The organism is Pseudomonas poae RE*1-1-14 (genome assembly GCF_000336465.1).
Classification (GTDB): Bacteria; Pseudomonadota; Gammaproteobacteria; order Pseudomonadales; family Pseudomonadaceae; genus Aquipseudomonas; species Aquipseudomonas poae.
Genome location: NC_020209.1, coordinates 4,465,723 through 4,484,308 on the forward strand (window position 1 = coordinate 4,465,723; position 18,586 = coordinate 4,484,308).

Annotated in this window: 16 protein-coding genes; 2 read left to right on the top strand and 14 right to left on the bottom strand. The window is 60.1% G+C overall.

Annotation, left to right across the window (positions count from 1 at the left end; all coding sequences use genetic code 11):
- Positions 1-39: 39 nt before the first annotated feature.
- The 4 genes from H045_RS19635 to H045_RS19650 all read right to left on the bottom strand — a co-directional run bounded on the left by H045_RS19635 (position 40) and on the right by H045_RS19650 (position 5,245).
- Positions 40-1,134, bottom strand: a complete 1,095-nt coding sequence (locus tag H045_RS19635; RefSeq protein WP_003234751.1) for a polyamine ABC transporter substrate-binding protein — start codon at positions 1,132-1,134, stop codon at positions 40-42.
- Between the two features lie 151 nt (positions 1,135-1,285).
- Positions 1,286-2,380: a polyamine ABC transporter substrate-binding protein gene (locus tag H045_RS19640; protein ID WP_003234753.1), complete on the bottom strand. Its 1,095-nt coding sequence runs from the start codon at positions 2,378-2,380 to the stop codon at positions 1,286-1,288.
- Between the two features lie 87 nt (positions 2,381-2,467).
- Complete coding sequence (locus H045_RS19645) at positions 2,468-3,832, bottom strand: aspartate aminotransferase family protein (RefSeq protein ID WP_003234754.1); 1,365 nt, start codon at positions 3,830-3,832, stop codon at positions 2,468-2,470.
- 54 nt (positions 3,833-3,886) lie between these two features.
- Complete coding sequence (locus H045_RS19650; protein ID WP_003234756.1) at positions 3,887-5,245, bottom strand: glutamine synthetase family protein; 1,359 nt, start codon at positions 5,243-5,245, stop codon at positions 3,887-3,889.
- A 535-nt stretch (positions 5,246-5,780) separates the two neighbouring features.
- Between H045_RS19650 and H045_RS19655 the strand changes: the two genes are divergently transcribed.
- Both H045_RS19655 and H045_RS19660 read left to right on the top strand, forming a co-directional pair.
- Positions 5,781-7,157 (top strand): glutamine synthetase family protein, encoded by a 1,377-nt coding sequence (locus tag H045_RS19655; protein ID WP_003234758.1) that lies wholly within the window; start codon positions 5,781-5,783, stop codon positions 7,155-7,157.
- A 221-nt stretch (positions 7,158-7,378) separates the two neighbouring features.
- Positions 7,379-8,047 carry a TetR/AcrR family transcriptional regulator gene (locus H045_RS19660; protein ID WP_015373249.1) on the top strand — a complete coding sequence of 223 codons (669 nt, stop codon included), beginning with the start codon at positions 7,379-7,381 and terminating at the stop codon, positions 8,045-8,047.
- A 58-nt stretch (positions 8,048-8,105) separates the two neighbouring features.
- Here H045_RS19660 and H045_RS19665 read toward each other — a convergent pair whose 3' ends face one another.
- The 10 genes from H045_RS19665 to argE form a co-directional block, all read right to left on the bottom strand.
- Entirely contained in the window at positions 8,106-8,321 is a 216-nt protein-coding gene (locus tag H045_RS19665; protein WP_003176783.1) for a TOBE domain-containing protein, read from the bottom strand.
- A 19-nt stretch (positions 8,322-8,340) separates the two neighbouring features.
- Positions 8,341-9,147 (bottom strand): aliphatic sulfonates ABC transporter ATP-binding protein, encoded by an 807-nt coding sequence (gene ssuB, locus H045_RS19670; RefSeq protein ID WP_015373250.1) that lies wholly within the window; start codon positions 9,145-9,147, stop codon positions 8,341-8,343.
- The gene (gene ssuC, locus H045_RS19675) at positions 9,144-9,932 is read right to left on the bottom strand and encodes an aliphatic sulfonate ABC transporter permease SsuC (RefSeq protein WP_003234764.1); all 789 of its coding nucleotides are present in this window, start codon (positions 9,930-9,932) and stop codon (positions 9,144-9,146) included. Before ssuC ends, ssuB begins: the two co-directional genes overlap by 4 nt.
- Positions 9,933-9,941: 9 nt before the next feature.
- Positions 9,942-11,090, bottom strand: coding sequence for an FMNH2-dependent alkanesulfonate monooxygenase (gene ssuD, locus H045_RS19680; protein ID WP_003234766.1), 1,149 nt, complete (start codon positions 11,088-11,090; stop codon positions 9,942-9,944).
- A 25-nt stretch (positions 11,091-11,115) separates the two neighbouring features.
- A complete protein-coding gene (locus H045_RS19685; protein ID WP_015373251.1) occupies positions 11,116-12,084 on the bottom strand; it encodes a sulfonate ABC transporter substrate-binding protein in 969 nt (322 codons plus the stop codon).
- A gap of 95 nt (positions 12,085-12,179) precedes the next feature.
- Complete coding sequence (gene ssuE / locus H045_RS19690) at positions 12,180-12,773, bottom strand: NADPH-dependent FMN reductase (RefSeq protein ID WP_003234770.1); 594 nt, start codon at positions 12,771-12,773, stop codon at positions 12,180-12,182.
- 293 nt (positions 12,774-13,066) lie between these two features.
- A complete protein-coding gene (locus H045_RS19695; protein ID WP_003234773.1) occupies positions 13,067-13,705 on the bottom strand; it encodes a peroxiredoxin in 639 nt (212 codons plus the stop codon).
- 269 nt (positions 13,706-13,974) lie between these two features.
- Positions 13,975-15,363 carry an OprD family porin gene (locus tag H045_RS19700; protein ID WP_003234775.1) on the bottom strand — a complete coding sequence of 463 codons (1,389 nt, stop codon included), beginning with the start codon at positions 15,361-15,363 and terminating at the stop codon, positions 13,975-13,977.
- Between the two features lie 611 nt (positions 15,364-15,974).
- Positions 15,975-17,273, bottom strand: a complete 1,299-nt coding sequence (gene argA / locus H045_RS19705) for an amino-acid N-acetyltransferase (protein WP_015373252.1) — start codon at positions 17,271-17,273, stop codon at positions 15,975-15,977.
- 135 nt (positions 17,274-17,408) lie between these two features.
- Positions 17,409-18,557: an acetylornithine deacetylase gene (gene argE, locus H045_RS19710; protein ID WP_003234778.1), complete on the bottom strand. Its 1,149-nt coding sequence runs from the start codon at positions 18,555-18,557 to the stop codon at positions 17,409-17,411.
- Positions 18,558-18,586 lie beyond the last annotated feature (29 nt).

Below are 18,586 nucleotides of genomic sequence, written 5' to 3' on the forward strand. Positions count from 1 at the left end.
AGCTCGCCCAATGCGGGCGAACCCTGGATAAGTTGAGCGCTACTTGCCCGTCTTGACCTTGGTCCAGCTACGGGTCATCAAGCGTTGCACCTTCGGGGGTAGCTCGAAGTTGACGAATGTCCGGTCGAGAACCGCCTGCGGTGGGTAAACCGCTGCGTCGGTGCGTATCGATTGCTCCATCAGCGTGTCCGACCCCGGGTTGGGGTTGGCGTAACCGACGTAATCACTGACCTGGGCGATCACCTCAGGTTGCAGCAAATAGTTGATGAAGGCGTGGGCCTCTTTGACGTTGGTGGCATCCTTGGGAATCGCCAACACGTCGAACCACAGGTTGCCGCCTTCCTTGGGAATCGCGTAGGCGATGTTCACGCCCTTGCCTGCCTCGGCCGCGCGGGCCTTGGCCTGGAACACGTCGCCGGAGAAACCGGCCGCCACGCAGATATTGCCGTTGGCCAGGTCCGAGATGTATTTGGAGGAGTGGAAATAGGTCACGTAGGGCCGCACTTTGAGCAGCTTTTCCTCGGCCTTCTTGTAATCGGCAGGGTTGGTGCTGTTGGGGTCAAGGCCCATGTAGTTGAGCACCGCCGGCAGCATTTCATCCGCCGAGTCCATGAACGACACGCCGCAGCTGGCGAGTTTCTTCATGTTTTCCGGCTCGAACAGCACCGCCCAGGAATCGATGTGGTCGACGCCCAGCACCTCTTTCACTTTATCGACGTTGTAGCCGATGCCGTTGGTGCCCCACAGGTACGGCACGGCGTACGCGTTGCCCGGGTCATTCTTTTCCAGGCGTTTGAGCAGGGCCGGGTCGAGGTTGGCGTAGTGTGTCAGCAGTGACTTGTCGAGCTTCTGGAACGCCCCGGCTTTGATCTGCTTGCCCAGAAAATGGTTGGACGGCACCACCACGTCATAGCCGGTGCGGCCGGCCAACAGCTTGCCTTCCAGGGTTTCGTTGGAATCAAACACGTCGTACACGGGCTTGATGCCGGTGGCCTTTTCGAAGTTGGCCAGGGTGTCGGGACCGATGTAGTCCGACCAGTTATAAATATGCACGGTGGGTGCAGCCTGCACGCTGACAGCCAGCGTGATACCTGCACCCACCAGCAAGGCTTTGCGAAATAAAGAAATTGGCAAGTGGAGGTCCTCTTCAATAGTTGGCCCTGAAGTTGTTGCCCGGCAACAAAACCGGCGCGCAACTTACCTTCGATAAACCGATCCGGCAAAACTTTCTTTCATTTAATTAATGTGTGGGAGGGCGTTTGCGCCCTCCCACAGGCAGCAGGGCTTACTTGCCCGATTTGATCTTGGTCCAGCTGCGGGTCATCTCGCGCTGGGTAGCAGCCGGCAGGTCGGCAATCGCATACAGCTTGGCTTGCACGTCGGCTGGCGGGTAGATGCCCGGGTCGCTGGTGATGTCTTTATCGACCAGTGCGGTAGCCTTCTCGTTACCGTTCGGGAAACGCACGCTGTTGGTGATCGACGCCATCACTTCCGGCTTGAGCAGGTAGTTCATGAACTTATAGGCGGCATCGACGTTTTCGGCATCCTTGGGAATGGCGACCATGTCGAAGAAGCTGCCGGCGCCTTCCTTGGGAATGTCGTAGGCCACTTTGACCTTGCCACCGGCTTCGGCCGCGCGGGACTTGGCCTGCTGGATGTCACCCGAGTAACCCACGGCTACGCAGATGTTGCCGTTGGCCAGGTCCGAGATGTACTTGGACGAGTGAAAGTAGCCGATCGAAGGACGGATCTTCAGGAACAGCGCTTCGGCTTGCTTGAGGTCGTCTTTCTTCTGGCTGTCGGTTGGCAGGCCCAGGTAATGCAGGGCAATCGGCAGCATTTCGGTTGGCGAGTCGAGGAAGCTCACGCCGCAGCTTTTGAGCTTGGCGATGTTTTCCGGCTTCATCAGCACGTCCCACGAGTCGATCTTGTCCACGCCCAGCGCAGCCTTGACCTTCTCCGGGTTGTAGCCGATGCCGATCGAGCCCCACATGTAGGGGAATGCGTGCTTGTTGCCCGGATCGCTGACCGACACGGCCTTGAGCAGGGATTTGTTCAGGTTGCTGTAGTTGGGCAACTTGGACGTGTCCAGTTCCTGGTACACACCGGCCTTGATCTGCTTGGCGAGGAAGTTGTTCGACGGCACGACAATGTCGTAGCCGGACTTGCCTGCCAGCAACTTGGCTTCCAGGGTTTCGTTGCTGTCGAACACGTCGTACACCACTTTGATGCCCGACTCTTTTTCAAAGTTGGCGATGGTGTCCGGCGCAATATAGTCGGACCAGTTGTACACGTGCAGCACTTTGCTGTCTGCCTGGGCCGCGCCCGCCATTGCGCCCATCAAGGATAAGGCGAGAAGGGTCTTGCCAGCGTTTTTCAAACCTGATGCCTTCATTATTTTGATGCTCCAAATTTTTTTCTTTAATCGCCACAGCCTGCGTAAGTTGCTGCCTGCGGAGACTAGCACTTAGCCCTGCAATTGGGCCAAGGTCAGGTCCAGGCACTTGCGCGCTTTGGTGACCAACTCGTCGATTTCGGCCTGGCTGATCACCAACGGCGGCGAAATGATCATGGTGTCGCCCACGGCGCGCATGATCAGGCCATTGTCGAAGCAGAAGGTGCGACAGATCATGCCCGCGCCGCGGCCTTCATAACGCTTGCGAGTGGCCTTGTCCTGCACCAGCTCGATGGCACCGAGCATGCCCACACCACGCACTTCGCCCACCAGAGGGTGATCAGCCAGTTCCCGCAGGCGTTTCTGCAAATACGGTGCCGTTTCAGCCTGCACACGCTGGATGATTTTCTCATCGCGCAGGATACGGATGTTTTCCAGCGCCACCGCCGCCGCCACCGGATGCCCGGAGTAGGTGAAGCCGTGGTTGAAATCACCGCCTTCATTGAGCACCGCCACCACGTCGTCGTGCACGATCAGGCCGCCCATGGGGATGTAGCCCGAGGTCAGGCCCTTGGCGATGGTCATCATGTGCGGCTTGAGCCCGTAGAAGTCGCTGCCGAACCACTCACCGGTACGGCCGAAGCCACAGATCACTTCGTCGGCGACAAACAGAATGTCGTACTTCGCCAGAATTTCCTTGATGCGCGGCCAGTAGGTCGCAGGCGGCACGATCACGCCACCTGCCCCCTGGATCGGCTCGGCAATAAAGGCGCCGACGTTGTCCACGCCCAGCTCCAGAATCCTGGCTTCCAGTTGGTCGGCGGCCCACACGCCGAATGCCTCCGGGCTCATGTCGCCACCTTCGCCAAACCAGTACGGCTGCGCGATGTGGGTAATGCCCGGGATCGGCAGGTCGCCCTGCTCGTGCATATAGGTCATGCCGCCAAGGCTGGCGCCAGCCACGGTGGAACCGTGATAGCCATTCTTGCGGCTGATGATGGTTTTCTTGTTCGGCTGGCCCTTGATCGCCCAATAGTGGCGGACCATGCGCAACATGGTGTCGTTGCCTTCGGAACCGGAGCCGGCGAAGAACACATGATTCATGCCGGCGGGCGCGACGTCGGCGATGGCCTTGGCCAACTCCAGGGCCGGCGGGTGGGCGGTCTGGAAGAACAGGTTGTAGTAGGGCAGTGCTTTCATCTGTTTGGCGGCAGCGTCGGCCAATTCATCGCGACCGTAGCCAATGGCTACGCACCACAGGCCGGCCATGCCGTCGAGGATCTTGTTGCCTTCGCTGTCCCACAGGTAAACGCCGTGGGCCTTGGTGATGATCCTCGGGCCTTTCTCTTTCAATTGCTTGAAGTCGCTGAACGGCGCCAAGTGGTGATCGTTGCTCAAGGCTTGCCATTCACGGGTTTGCGGGTTGTTGCTGGACATACAGGTCTCCTGGTTCGGTGTAGGGCGCGCCGTGTGCACGGCGCGCCCGGCGCATCAGACGGCGAAGAGCAGGAATTCCCGCTCCCACGAACTGATCACGCGCTTGAAGTTTTCATGCTCGGCCCGCTTGACGGCGACGTAGCCGGTGATGAATTTCTGCCCGAGGTATTTCTCGATGGTCTTGCTGTTTTCCATGCGTTCCAGGGCGTCTTCGATGGTCAACGGCAGCCGCAGGTTGCGGCGCTCGTAACCTCGGCCCACCACCGGCGCGCTGGGGTTGTGCTGCTCGACCATGCCGATGTAGCCACACAGCAGGCTGGCGGCAATCGCCAGATACGGGTTGGCGTCGGCGCCCGGCAGGCGGTTTTCGACGCGGCGGTTCTGCGGGCCGGCATCCGGTACGCGCAGGCCGACGGTGCGGTTTTCTTCACCCCACTCCACGTTCACCGGCGCCGAGGTGTCGGGCAGGAAGCGGCGGAACGAGTTCACGTTGGGCGCAAACAACGGCAGCAATTCGGGGATGAATTTCTGCAGGCCGCCAATGTGGTTGAGGAACAGCTGGCTCATGGTCCCGTCTTCGTTGGAAAAGACGTTCTTGCCGGTGGCGATGTCGATGATGCTCTGGTGCAAGTGCATCGCGCTGCCCGGCTCGCCGGTCATGGGCTTGGCCATGAAGGTGGCGGCCACATTGTGCTTGAGCGCGGCTTCGCGCATGGTGCGCTTGAACACGAGGATCTGGTCGGCCAGGGACAGCGCGTCGCCGTGACGGAAGTTGATTTCCATCTGTGCGGTGCCGTCCTCGTGGATCAGGGTGTCGAGGTCCAGCTCCTGCAGTTCGCACCAGTCGTAGACGTCTTCGAACAGCGGGTCGAATTCGTTGGCCGCTTCGATGGAGAAGGACTGGCGGCCGGTCTCCGGGCGCCCGGAACGGCCAATCGGCGGTTGCAACGGGAAGTCCGGGTCTTCGCAGCGCTTGGTCAGGTAGAACTCCATCTCCGGCGCCACGATGGGCTGCCAACCTTTGTCGGCGTAGAGCTTGAGGACTTTCTTGAGCACGTTGCGCGGCGACAGCTCGATGGGGTTGCCTTGCTTGTCGTAGGTGTCGTGAATCACCTGGGCGGTGGGCTCGATGGCCCAGGGCACCAGGTACACCGCATTCTGGTCGGGGCGGCAGATCATGTCGATGTCGGCCGGGTCGAGCAATTCGTAATAGATGTCGTCTTCGACATAGTCGCCGGTCACGGTCTGCAACAGCACGCTCTCGGGCAGGCGCATGCCTTTTTCGGCGATGAACTTGTTGGTCGGCGAGATCTTGCCCCGGGTGATACCGGTGAGGTCGCCAATCATGCATTCGACTTCTGTGATCTTGTGGTCTTTCAACCAATCGGTGAGCTGGTCGAGGTTGTTACTCATAAATGCCTCTGGGCTGGGTTTCCTGGCGTCCATTAAAGGCCAGGCGTTGGTTGACGCAGCATCCGCGTCGTTTTTTTCGTTCAGGTTGGGAGCTTACCTGCCATTTGCTGCAGCGGTGCAAACGAGGAGGCAAAAAAGAGGCCGGTCCGGGCGTCAAGAATATTGGCCGGTTCGCGGTGTTTCGCGAGGAATAAATGGACAGATGACAAGACTTGTCTGATGCGCGTCGAGACGCCGAGTGGCGGCAGGAGAGACATGAAGCACCCCGGTATTATTGCTGTTATGGGTTTGAATCGAGCTTAGCCTTGTTCATTTTTTTACACAACACCCCCGTAAAAAATACAACACGGCCCGCTTTAGCCTGCGACTGCATAGCCTTTCAAACCCAAAAAAACGCCGCAAAAAGCCCCAAAAAAGGCCACTCGGCGCTTTTTCAGGGCAAAAAAGGCCTCGCTTGACTTCGGCATGCCGTTCGGGTTGACTGAAACCAGAAAAGATCAATGATTGATATTTTTAACAACAAAGGTGTTGCATCATGTCGGTACCCCCGCGTGCCGTTCAGCTTAACGAAGCGAACGCGTTCCTTAAGGATCATCCTGAGGTTCTGTACGTAGACCTTCTAATTGCGGATATGAATGGTGTGGTGCGCGGCAAGCGCATCGAACGCACCAGCCTCCACAAGGTTTACGAGAAGGGCATTAACCTGCCTGCCTCTTTATTTGCCCTGGATATCAACGGCTCGACGGTGGAAAGCACCGGCCTGGGTCTAGACATCGGTGATGCTGACCGAATCTGTTATCCGATCCCCGACACCCTGTGTAATGAACCCTGGCAAAAGCGCCCCACCGCGCAACTGCTGATGACCATGCACGAACTTGAAGGTGAACCGTTCTTCGCCGATCCTCGCGAAGTCTTGCGCCAGGTGGTAAGCAAGTTCGACGATCTTGGCCTGACCATCTGCGCCGCCTTCGAACTTGAGTTCTACCTGATCGACCAGGAGAACGTGAACGGCCGACCGCAACCGCCCCGCTCGCCGATCTCCGGCAAACGCCCGCACTCGACACAGGTCTACCTGATCGACGACCTCGACGAATACGTCGACTGCCTCCAGGACATTCTGGAAGGTGCCAAAGAGCAAGGCATCCCGGCTGACGCCATCGTCAAGGAAAGTGCCCCGGCACAGTTCGAAGTGAACCTGCACCACGTTGCCGACCCGATCAAGGCCTGCGACTACGCGGTTCTGCTCAAGCGTCTGATCAAAAACATCGCCTACGACCATGAGATGGACACCACCTTCATGGCCAAGCCTTACCCGGGCCAGGCAGGCAATGGGTTGCACGTACACATTTCGATCCTGGACAAAGACGGCAAGAACATCTTTGCCAGCGAGGATCCCGAGCAGAACGCCGCATTGCGTCACGCGATCGGCGGTGTGCTCGAGACCCTGCCCGCCCAGATGGCGTTCCTGTGCCCGAACGTCAACTCCTACCGTCGGTTCGGCGCACAGTTCTACGTGCCGAACTCGCCGTGCTGGGGCCTGGACAACCGCACCGTGGCGATTCGCGTACCCACCGGCTCGTCCGATGCGGTGCGTATCGAGCACCGCGTGGCCGGCGCCGATGCCAACCCTTACCTGCTGATGGCTTCGGTCCTGGCGGGCGTGCACCACGGCCTGACCAACAAGATCGAGCCGAATGCGCCGGTGGAGGGCAACAGCTACGAGCAGAACGAACAAAGCCTGCCGAACAACCTGCGCGATGCCTTGCGCGAGCTGGACGACAGTGAAGTGATGGCGCGGTACATCGATCCCAAATACATCGATATTTTCGTCGCCTGCAAGGAAAGTGAGCTGGAAGAGTTTGAACACTCCATCTCCGACCTTGAATACAACTGGTACCTGCATACCGTGTAAGCGTTGGTTGTATTGAGAGAACGCCGCAGGCTTTTGGCTTGCGGCGTTTTTTTATGGGTTTCTTCCGGGCGACCGAGGTGTATCCATCGCAGGCAAGCCAGCTCCCACATTTTGATTTGTGAATACATTCAAAGGTGGGAGCTGGCTTGCCTGCGATGAGGCCCTGGCAGACAACACATCTTCCTGCTCATACAATGCCTGCTGCCTTGTAGGAGACTTCCATGCCCGCCCACCCCGCCGCCACTCGCAAACCCCGCGCTCGCAGCCAGGCACGGATCGACGTGATCCTCGACGCCGCCCGCACTTTGCTGGCAGCCGAAGGCGTGGCCGGGTTGTCGATCTACAGCGTGGCCAAGCGCGCGCAGATTCCGGCGTCGTCGGTGTACCACTTTTTCGCCAGTGTGCCTGCGTTACTGCAAGCGCTGACGGCAGATGTGCACGCGGCTTTCCGTGCGGCCATCGAGGCGCCCATCAAGCATGACTCACTCAAGCAATGGCGCGACCTGTCCTCTGTGGTCGAGCAGCGAATGCTCAGCATCTACGAGCACGATGCTGTCGCGCGCCAGTTGATCCTCACCCAGCACGGGCTCACTGAAGTGACCCAGGCCGACCGTCAGCATGATCTGGAGTTGGGTGATCTGATGCTGGCCGTGTTCAACCGCCACTTTGAAGTGCCAACGCTACCCACCGATGTGGATGTATTTGCCCTGGCGCTGGAGTTGAGCGACCGCGTATATGCGCGCTCGGTGCATCAGCATGGGCGAATCACGCCGCGCATGGCGGAGGAAGGGATACGGGTGTTTGATGCGTATGTGGGGCTCTACTTGCCGCAGTATTTGCCCAAACGGGCCTCATCGCGGGCAAGCCCGCTCCCACATGTTGATGTGTGAACACCGTCGAGTGTGGGAGCGGGCTTGCCTGCGATAGCGATCTCACAAGCGACGCCACTCACAACTTGGCAATCGACACCTCAGTGGATTTCACAAAGGCGATTACTTCACTGCCGATCACCAGTTCCAGCTCTTTGACCGAGCGCGTGGTGATCACCGACGTGACGATGCCCGAGGCGGTCTGCACGTCGATTTCCGAGAGCACGTCGCCGACCACGATTTCCTTGATGGTGCCCTTGAACTGGTTGCGCACGTTGATGGCTTTGATAGTCATGGTGTTTTTCCTGTGTGGGTTATTGAGCCCAACGCAATTGCGTCGGCAGCGGTGAAACAGGTTCGGGCTCCGGCGGCACGCCGGGCAGGGACAGCACGCGGTTGAGCACTTCGGCTTCCAGTGCAGCCAGGCGATGTGAGCCACGGGCACGTGGGCGCGGCAGGTCGACGGTGAGGTCCAGGCCGATTTCGCCGTCCTCGATCAGGATCACCCGATCGGCAATCGCCACCGCTTCACTGACGTCGTGGGTCACCAGCAACACGGTGAAGCCGTGCTTTTGCCAGAGGTTTTCGATCAGTTGCTGCATTTCGATGCGGGTCAGGGCATCCAGCGCGCCCAGCGGTTCATCGAGCAACAGCAGGCGCGGCTGATGAATCAGCGCGCGGGCCAGCGCCACCCGTTGCTTCTGCCCGCCGGACAAGGCCGCCGGCCATTCATCGGCACGCTCGGCCAGGCCCACCGCCTCCAGCGCGTCCAACGCCCTGGGGCGCCAGTTTCCCTTGAGACCCAGGCCCACGTTGTCGATGATCTTTTTCCACGGCAGAAGGCGCGCTTCCTGGAACATCAGCCGGGTGTCTTCAATCGCCTCTTCGAGCGGCGCAGACCCGGCCAGCAGCTGGCCGCCACTGGCCTTATCCAGGCCCGCCAGCAGGCGCAGCAACGTACTTTTACCGCAGCCGCTGCGACCAACCACGGCGACGAACTGACCGGCGGGAATATGCAGATCGATCTCTTTGAGGACTTCCCGCGCACCAAAGGACTTGCGTAGTTTGCGCACTGCCAGCGGGATGCCCTTGAGCAGACGTGGAGGTTGTTGAGCCGTCATGCCGCACCTCCCTTGTGCACTTGATACGCCGGGTGCCAGCGCAGCCATACCCGTTCAAGGCCACGCGCGGCCAGGTCGGCCAATTTGCCGAGGATCGCGTACAACACGATGGCCAGCACCACCACGTCGGTTTGCAAAAATTCCCGCGCGTTCATCGCCAGGTAGCCGATGCCGGAGCTGGCCGAGATGGTTTCCGCCACGATCAGCGTTAACCACATGAAGCCCAGGGCAAAGCGCACGCCCACCAGGATCGACGGCAACGCGCCGGGCAGAATCACCTGCCAGAACAGGCTGAAGCCGGACAAGCCATAGCTGCGCGACATCTCTACCAGCGCCGGGTCGACGTTGCGGATGCCGTGATAAGTGTTGAGGTAGATCGGAAACAGCGTGCCGAGGGCGACCAAAAAAATCTTCGCCGTTTCATCAATGCCGAACCACAGGATCACCAGCGGAATCAGCGCCAGGTGCGGCACGTTGCGGATCATCTGCACCGAGCTGTCCAGCAGCCGCTCGCCCCAGCTCGACAAGCCGGTGATAAAGCCCAGGGCCAGGCCGATGCCGCCACCGATCACGAAGCCCAGGCCGGCGCGCCAGCCGCTGATGGCCAGGTGCGTCCAGATTTCGCCGCTGCGCACCAGGTTCACCCCGGCCTCAATCACTGCGCTGGGCGCCGGCAAAATGCGCGTCGACAACCAGCCCGCCGACACCGACAACTGCCACACCGCCAGCAACAGAATCGGCAGTACCCAGGGCGCCACGCGATGGCTCAATTTTTCGACATTCATGGCGCGCCCTCAGCTCTGTGACGCGGCTTTGGGAAGAATGTCGTTGGCAACCATTTCGCCGAACGGACTGACATAGCCGGTGCTTTTCGGCGGCTCGGCGCGTTCGATGTCCAGGTGCGGGAACAGCAGCTCAGCCACGCGATACGACTCTTCCAGGTGCGGATACCCGGAGAAGATGAAGGTGTCGATGCCCAGGTCCGCGTATTCCTTGACCCGCGCCGCAACCGTCGGGCCATCGCCCACCAGCGCGGTGCCCGCGCCGCCACGCACCAGGCCGACGCCGGCCCACAGGTTGGGGCTGACTTCGAGGTTGTCGCGGCTGCCCCCGTGCAAGGCGGCCATGCGCTGCTGACCCACCGAGTCGAAACGCGCCAGGGAAGCCTGGGCGCGAGCGATGGTTGCCTCGTCCAGGTGGGAGATCAATTTGTCGGCGGCTTTCCATGCCTCTTCGTTGGTTTCACGCACGATCACATGCAGGCGAATACCGAAGCGCACGGTGCGCCCATGTTTGGCGGCCTTGGCGCGCACTTGCTCGATCTTTTCCGCCACTGCGGCCGGCGGCTCGCCCCAGGTCAGCACCATTTCCACCTGCTCGGCGGCCAGGTCCTGGGCGGCTTCGGAAGATCCGCCGAAGTACAGCGGCGGGCGCGGTTGCTGGATCGGCGGGTAGAGCAGCTTGGCGCCTTTGACGCTGATGTGCTCGCCGTCGTAATCCACGGTTTCGCCTTCCAGCACGCGACGCCAGATACGGGTGAATTCCACCGAGGCCTGGTAGCGCTCTTCATGGCTCAAGAACAAGCCGTCGCCGGCCAGTTCTTCGGGGTCACCACCGGTCACCAGATTGAACAGTGCGCGGCCGCCGGACAGGCGATCCAGGGTTGCGGCCTGGCGCGCGGCCACCGTCGGCGAAATGATGCCGGGGCGCAGGGCGACGAGGAATTTCAAGCGCTGGGTCACCGGGATCAGCGAGGCGGCCACCAGCCACGAATCCTCGCATGAGCGCCCGGTGGGAATCAGCACGCCGCCAAACCCAAGGCGGTCGGCGGCCTGGGCGACTTGCTGCAGGTAGCCGTGGTCGACGGCGCGGGCACCTTCGGCAGTGCCAAGGTAATGGCCGTCGCCGTGGGTAGGCAGGAACCAGAAAATAGTGAGGCTCATGGAGTTGTCTCCTGAAAAAGTCAAATTACGGCGCGGTGGCCACGGTGGCCGGCGGCGTCCAGATCACGTCCTTGATGCTCAAGGGCTTGGGAATCAATTTGAGCTGGTAGAAGGTGTCGGCTATTTTCTGCTGGGCGGCGGCCACTTCCGGGGTCAGGAAGAGCGCACCGTAGCCCTGGCGTTTCACTGAGGTCAGGGTGATGTCGGCCGGCAGGCCTAGCAGCGGCGCCACCTGAGCGGTGACTTCCTGCGGGTTGGCCTTGGACCATTCGCCCACCGCGCGCACTTCTTCCACCAGCGCCTTGATCACGTCGGGGTGCTGTTGCGCGTAGGGTTTGGTGGCGAGGTAGAACTGGTGATTGTCGGCGATGCCGGTGCCGTCACGCAGGGTGCGCGCCTGCAGTTGTTTCTCGGCGGCGGCCTGGTACGGGTCCCAGATGACCCAGGCGTCGACACTGCCCCGCTCGAACGCGGCGCTGGCATCGGCGGGCGGCAGGAATACGGTCTGCACGTCGGTGTATTTCAGCCCGGCATCTTCCAAAGCACGCACCAGCAGGTAGTGCACGTTGGAGCCTTTGTTGAGCACGATTTTCTTGCCCTTGAGCTCGGCCACCGATGTGATCGTCGAATCCTTGGGCACCAGGATCGCTTCGCTGGTGGGCGCTGGCGGCTCGTAGGCGACGTAGAGCAGATCAGCACCGGCCGCTTGGGCGAACACGGGCGGGGTTTCGCCGGTGACGCCAAAGTCGATGGCGCCGACATTCAAGCCTTCAAGCAGCTGCGGGCCGCCGGGAAACTCGGTCCATTGCACCTGCACGCCTTGGGCGGCCAGGCGTTTTTCCAGGCTGCCCTTGGCCTTGAGCAACACCAGGGTGCCGTATTTCTGATAGCCGATCCGCAGGGTTTCGGCGGCCTGGGCGTTAACAAAGGCGCCGAAGGACACAGCCGCAGCAAACAGTGCGACCAGACCACGACGCAAGATGACAGTGCGCATGGCGCTCTCTCCAAATAGTGCGATGAGGGGTTGGCTGCACCTGCTTGGCCGTTGGCGGCTGAGTAAGGTGAGTGTTACCGGATGTAGGGTGAGGCTTAAATGCTCCAGCGAGCACTCAACAAACGTTCATTCAATACGTCGGGATCCAGCGGTTTGGGGCGGCGGGCCATGGCGCTGTAGAGCTGCTCGACGGCTTCGCGCAGACGCGCTTCAAGCACCGGCACCAGCTGCGCCTGGGCACTGCCCTCGCCGTAAGCGATCTGGCTGTCCTCAGCGAAAATGCCGTGCAGCAATTCCTGAGCCTTGAGCGCCGACAGCACTGGCTTCAACGCGTAGTCCACCGCCAGCATGTGGGCGATGCTGCCGCCGGTGGCCATCGGCAGTACTACCTTGTGCGCCAGGGCGCGTTCGGGCAGCAGGTCGAGCACGGTTTTCAGTGCACCGGAGAACGAAGCCTTGTACACCGGCGTGGCAATCACCAGGCCGTCGGCATTGGCCACCTGTTGCAACAGGTCGACCACCTTGGGGCTGTCGAAGCGCGCATGCAGCAAGTCTTCGGCCGGGAAGTCCCGTACCTGATAACTCACCACTTCGACGCCTTTGTCTTGCAACCACTGACGGGTTTTTTCCAGCAGCACCCCGGAGCGGGAACGCTGACTGGGACTGCCTCCGAGTGTTACGACCAACATGCGGGAATTCCTTGAGCAAGTGCCGACGAATCGCCGTAGGGCGATGGCGCCAAGATGGAACAGACCTTAGCAGCAGATTTATATATCTATAAATCTTATTTTTTCATTTGTTTATTCCATAAATACATATGCAATTTATAGAACACCAGACGAAAAAAAAGGCCGTCGAAGCGGCCTGAAAAACCCCTGCTTTGATTCAGTGGTGTACTTGCAGACGCCATCGCGGGCAAGCCCGGCTCCCACAGGGGAACGCAATCAAACTGTGGGAGCCGGGCTTGCCCGCGATGGCGGTATCAGCGGTTAGGTTGCGGGGTGAGGCGCAGGTACGGTTTCACTGCGCGATAGCCCTTGGGAAAGCGCTTCTGGATCTCTTCTTCGTCTTTGAGCGACGGCACGATCACCACCTCATCACCGTCCTGCCAATTGGCCGGCGTGGCGACTTTGTGGTTGTCGGTCAGTTGCAACGAGTCGATGACCCGCAGGATTTCATGAAAGTTGCGGCCAGTACTGGCGGGGTAAGTGATGGTCAGGCGGATCTTTTTGTTCGGATCGATCACGAACAAGGACCGCACGGTGAGCGTATCGCTGGCGTTGGGGTGGATCAGGTCATAGAGGTCCGAGACCTTGCGGTCGGCGTCGGCCAGGATCGGGAAATTGACCACGGTGTGCTGGGTTTCGTTGATGTCTTCGATCCACTTGTGGTGGGAGTCCACCGGGTCCACGGACAGGGCAATGGCCTTGACGCCGCGCTTGGCGAACTCGTCCTTGAGCTTGGCGGTAAAGCCCAGCTCAGTGGTGCACACCGGCGTGAAGTCGGCTGGGTGGGAGAACAACACACCCCAGCTATCGCCCAGCCACTCATGGAAACGAATGTTACCGACGCTGGAATCCTGTTCGAAATCGGGGGCGATATCGCCCAGTCTGAGGCTCATGGCATGGCTCCTGGTGAGTGCTTATGGAGCCCACTGTGCATGCTTCGGCATTTATTTAAAAAGAATAAATAACGATTTATCCAGACGATAAAGGAATATTAAAAATCTGTTCACTGGACGCTGGGGCAGGCGGGGATCAACATCGATTTCAAGGTTCGAGAAGGCCTTGAGACGCTGCAAAGAGGGATTCAGGAAGGGCTTGCGGGGGTTGAGCCCGACTTGAAGCAACACACCTTGCCCGGCATTGCGCCGGGCAAGGCTTTACGCTGTTACTTGAATGCGTAGCTGTAGCTGACGATTACACGGTTTTCGTCCTGATCGCGCGCTGCGGCAACATCGTTGCGCCACATGGCGTTTTTCCAGGCGACGCCGAGGTTCTTCAGCGGGCCTTCCGGGATCACGTAGGCAACAGTGATGTCACGTTCCCACTCGGACTGACCGGTGAACTCGGCACGACTGCCGTTGACGGTATCGATGTCGGTACCTTTGAGGTAGACGATACCGGCGGTCAGGCCAGGTACGCCAACCTTGGCGAAGTCATACGCGTAGCGAGCCTGCCAGGTACGTTCGCCGGCACGGGCGAACTTGGCGATCTGCATGTCGGTGGTCAGGTAAGCCGACGAGCCGTCGCCCTGGTTCAGCCAAGGGAAGTCGCTGTTACCGTTGCTGACCTGATAACCACCACCAAAGGTGTGACCGGCAATGGTGTACAGGAACAGGCCGCTGTACAGGTTGTTGTCAACCTTGCCACGACCGGAGTTCACGCCGCTGTAGTTGCCCGACGAGAAGTAGGCCGACTCGCTGCCGTTCTTGCCGTCATCGGAGCTGTGGAAGTAACGCAGGTCAGACTTCAGGACGCCCGGGCCGATTGCCCAGTTGTGGGTCAGACCCAGGAAGTGCTGCTTGTAGAAATCTTCCAGGTTGCCGTAGTAGTACTGGGCAGTCAGGTCTTTGGTGATCTTGTAGTCACCACCGGCGTAGTAGAACTTGTTGCTGTCACGCCAGTTCACGCCACGGGTGTTGGCACCAGCGATCGACAGGTTGTCGACGTTGCTGGAGTTACGGCCCTTGGCCTTTTCGATCTGACCGGCAACCAGCGTCAGGTCCTTGATGTCGTTGGTGGTGATCTGGCCACCCTGGAAGGTCTGCGGCAGCAGACGACCGTCGTTGGTCACGATAACCGGCAGCTTGGGTTGCAGCGTACCCAGCTTCAGTTCGGTCTGGGAGATCTTGGCTTTGGCAGTCAGGCCCAGGCTCGAGTAGTTATCAACGGCTTCGCCATTGGACTTGCTCGGGAACACAGTGCCGCCGTACGAACCAGGGCTGGTAGCGGTCGCCGGGCTCGCGCCGTTGGTGCCGCCGCCCGAATCCAGGCGAATGCCCAGCAGGCCGATGGCATCAAGACCGAAGCCTACGGTGCCTTGGGTGTAACCGGAGATGAAGCGCAGATCGAAGCCCTGGCCCCATTCTTCCTGCTTGTTCTGTACACCAGCGGCCTTGTTGGCAGGAGTGCCGGCAGCGGCGTCACGGTTGTCGGTGTTGATGTAAAAATTACGCACACCCAGCGTTACTTTACTGTCATCGATGAAACCGGCAGCGCCTGCTTGCTGGGCGATTGCGCCCAAAGCTACAGCCACAGCCAAGGTGGACTTCTTCATGTACCGCTCCTCTCGTTTCTAATTTTTGTGTTTCTTTGGTCGCGGGTCTGACGCCCTCGATCCACAGATGCGCGATTAGCACCGGTTAGTGACTGACAAGTCAATCGTAACCTTGTGTGTCTACTACCTTCGTCTAATCACAGTTGATTTGGTCCGTGCAGGGTAATGAGTTTCTCATACACCCAAAAAGAATTATTTCATCCCTTTTCATACGATTCGAGAATAAGGCTTTGCAGGACAGCGAACCGGTCAGAGTAGACGAGTTGCCGCACAACCTAATTCCTGAAGGGTATGATTCAAAGCTTTTTTAGATCGCTTAGTGACAGTGCTGACGTCAATCACGACCAGAAAGGCGGCGCCATCATGGCTAAGCGCTATCCTGGCGTCAATTTGTTACAGTTTTTGTGTCACTAATAATTTCTTTGGTTGTCAAAGCGGCCGATTCGAACGCCGACAATGGTTGTATCGGCGCGGTTCCACGGTTCTGAAGCAGTGAAACAAAATGTGGGAGGGAGCTTGCTCCCGATGGCAGTCGATCAGTCAACACATCAGCGACTGAGCTACGCCTATCGGGAGCAAGCCCCCTCCCACAAGTTGATTTGTACTGCCTTTTACAGCGCCTTTTCGAAAATCTTGGAGTTGCGCTGGTAGTTGTACAGCGACGCCCGCGCCGAAGGCAGGCGATCTACGCTGCTGGGCTCAAAGCCGCGCTCGCGGAACCAGTGCGCAGTACGCGTGGTAAGCACGAACAAGGTCTTCAGGCCCTGGGCCCTGGCACGGCCCTCGATACGCTCGAGCAACACATCACCGCGTGCGCCATGACGGTATTCCGGGTTTACGGCCAGGCAGGCCAGCTCACCCGCGTCGGAATCGGCGATCTGGTACAGCGCCGCGCAGGCGATGATCATGCCTTCGCGTTCCACCACGCTGAACTGCTCGATCTCGCGCTCCAGCACTTCCCGCGAACGGCGTACCAGGATGCCCTGCTCTTCCAGCGGGCTGATCAGGTCGAGCAAACCGCCGACGTCCTCAATCGCCGCCTCGCGTACCAGCTCGAATTGTTCCTGGGCCACCAGCGTGCCGCCGCCGTCGCGGGTAAACAATTCGGTGAGCAAGGCGCCGTCTTCCGCGTAGCTCACGATATGGCTGCGCCCCACGCCACCACGACAGGCTTGGGCTGCGGCGTCGAGCAGCTCGGCCTGATAGTTGTTACCCAGGCGTTGCAGGTGCGCCGGCACTTGTTGCGGGCGCAACTCACGTACCAGACGGCCATTTTCGTCGATCAGCCCGAGGTCGGCGCCAAACAGCAGCAGTTTGTCGGCGGCCAGGTCAATGGCGGCGCGGGTGGCCACGTCTTCGCAGGCCAGGTTGAAGATCTCGCCGGTGGGCGAGTACCCCAGCGGCGACAGCAGCACGATGGAGCGCTCATCAAGCAGACGATTGATGCCCTTGCGGTCGACCCGGCGCACTTCGCCGGTATGGTGATAGTCCACGCCCTCAAGAACACCGATGGGGCGCGCGGTGACCAGATTGCCACTGGCTACACGCAGGCGCGAGCCCTGCATGGGCGATGAGGCCATATCCATGGACAGGCGTGCTTCGATGGCGATGCGCAGGTGCCCCACCGCGTCGATCACACATTCCAGGGTGGCGGCGTCGGTGATGCGCATCCCCTCGTGGTAAGCCGACGTGAGGCCACGCGCCGCGAGGCGGGTTTCAATTTGCGGGCGCGAGCCGTGCACCAGCACCAGTCGCACGCCCAGGCTGTGCAGCAGCACCAGGTCGTGGACGATATTGCCGAAGTTGGGGTGGTCCACACCGTCGCCAGGCAACATGACCACAAAAGTGCAGTCGCGGTGGGCGTTGATGTAAGGGGAAGCGTGACGAAGCCAATTGACGTATTCGGGCATAACACCTGGGCCTGTAATAAAAAGCAGCCGAAAAAGGAAGGATCGTGAAAGCGCACGGCGGGCTGATGGTTATCGTCGGAACAGGCTTGGCGACACGCTCACTCTCCTTCTATGGACGTACAGGCAGGGGTTAATTTATGCAGGTTTCAGGCAGTAATGTTCGATCAGTTCGCGCAATAACCGCACTGTAGGCGTCAAGCGTGACATTTCGAGGTACTCGCCGGGCTGGTGTGCACAGGCGATATCGCCAGGGCCGAGCACCAGGGTTTCACAACCAAGGCGCTGAAGATAAGGCGCTTCGGTGCCAAACGCCACTGCTTCGGCACGATGGCCGGTCAAACGCTCCGCAACCCGTACCAGTTCGGCGTCCTCGGCCTGCTCGAAAGGTGGCACCTCGGGAAACAGCGGCGCGTAGTCGATCTTGACGTGATGGCGCTCGGCCAGAGGTTGAAGCTTCTGCCGAATAGCGGCACGCAGCACCTCAGGGTCCATGCCCGGCAAGGGGCGCAGGTCGAACTCAAGGGAGCACTGGCCGCAGATGCGGTTGGGGTTGTCGCCGCCGTGAATGCAGCCCAGGTTAAGGGTGGGCTGCGGCACGCTGAACTGCGGGTTGCGGTATTCGCGCTGCCAGGCCAGACGCAGGCCGCGCAGTTCGCCGATGGCATCGTGCATGGCTTCGAGGGCGCTGTGGCCCAGACTTGGGTCTGACGAATGGCCGCTGCGGCCAAGGATGTCGATGCGTTCCATCATCACACCCTTGTGCAGGCGTATCGGCCTGAGGCCGGTCGGCTCGCCGATCACCGCCGCGCGGCCCAGCGGACGGCCTGCTTCGGCCAGCGCCCGCGCGCCGGACATGGAACTCTCTTCATCGCAGGTGGCGAGAATCAACAATGGCTGTTTGAACGGCTGGTCGAGCAGCGGCAACACCGCTTCGATGGCAAGGGCGAAAAAACCTTTCATGTCGCAACTGCCCAATCCTACCCAACGGCCGTCGACTTCCGTCAGCTTGAGCGGATCGGTCTGCCACAAGGCGGCGTCATACGGCACCGTGTCGCTGTGCCCGGCCAGCACCAGCCCGCCGGGCCCGCTGCCGAATGTGGCCAGCAGGTTGAACTTGCCGGGGCTGACCTGCTGGATGTCGATGGCAAAGCCCAGATCGCCCAGCCAAGCAGCGAGCAGATCGATCACCGGGCGGTTGGTCTGGTCCAGGGACGCTTGCGTGCAACTGACCGATGGCGCGGCAATCAGCGCGGCGAATTGCTCTTTGAGGGTAGGTAATGGCATGCGCGGCCTCTCGACTTCCCGGATGAACC

Excerpts from the sequence above, each read along its gene's own strand:
- H045_RS19685 (WP_015373251.1), bottom strand. The coding sequence starts at position 12,084 with ATGCGCACTGTCATCTTGCGTCGTGGTCTGGTCGCACTGTTTGCTGCG.
- argE (WP_003234778.1), bottom strand. The coding sequence starts at position 18,557 with ATGCCATTACCTACCCTCAAAGAGCAATTCGCCGCGCTGATTGCCGCG.
- ssuC (WP_003234764.1), bottom strand. The coding sequence starts at position 9,932 with ATGAATGTCGAAAAATTGAGCCATCGCGTGGCGCCCTGGGTACTGCCG.
- H045_RS19700 (WP_003234775.1), bottom strand. The coding sequence starts at position 15,363 with ATGAAGAAGTCCACCTTGGCTGTGGCTGTAGCTTTGGGCGCAATCGCC.
- H045_RS19660 (WP_015373249.1), top strand. The coding sequence starts at position 7,379 with ATGCCCGCCCACCCCGCCGCCACTCGCAAACCCCGCGCTCGCAGCCAG.
- H045_RS19645 (WP_003234754.1), bottom strand. The coding sequence starts at position 3,832 with ATGTCCAGCAACAACCCGCAAACCCGTGAATGGCAAGCCTTGAGCAAC.
- ssuB (WP_015373250.1), bottom strand. The coding sequence starts at position 9,147 with ATGACGGCTCAACAACCTCCACGTCTGCTCAAGGGCATCCCGCTGGCA.
- H045_RS19695 (WP_003234773.1), bottom strand. The coding sequence starts at position 13,705 with ATGAGCCTCAGACTGGGCGATATCGCCCCCGATTTCGAACAGGATTCC.
- argA (WP_015373252.1), bottom strand. The coding sequence starts at position 17,273 with ATGCCCGAATACGTCAATTGGCTTCGTCACGCTTCCCCTTACATCAAC.
- H045_RS19650 (WP_003234756.1), bottom strand. The coding sequence starts at position 5,245 with ATGAGTAACAACCTCGACCAGCTCACCGATTGGTTGAAAGACCACAAG.
- H045_RS19655 (WP_003234758.1), top strand. The coding sequence starts at position 5,781 with ATGTCGGTACCCCCGCGTGCCGTTCAGCTTAACGAAGCGAACGCGTTC.
- ssuD (WP_003234766.1), bottom strand. The coding sequence starts at position 11,090 with ATGAGCCTCACTATTTTCTGGTTCCTGCCTACCCACGGCGACGGCCAT.
- ssuE (WP_003234770.1), bottom strand. The coding sequence starts at position 12,773 with ATGTTGGTCGTAACACTCGGAGGCAGTCCCAGTCAGCGTTCCCGCTCC.
- H045_RS19665 (WP_003176783.1), bottom strand. The coding sequence starts at position 8,321 with ATGACTATCAAAGCCATCAACGTGCGCAACCAGTTCAAGGGCACCATC.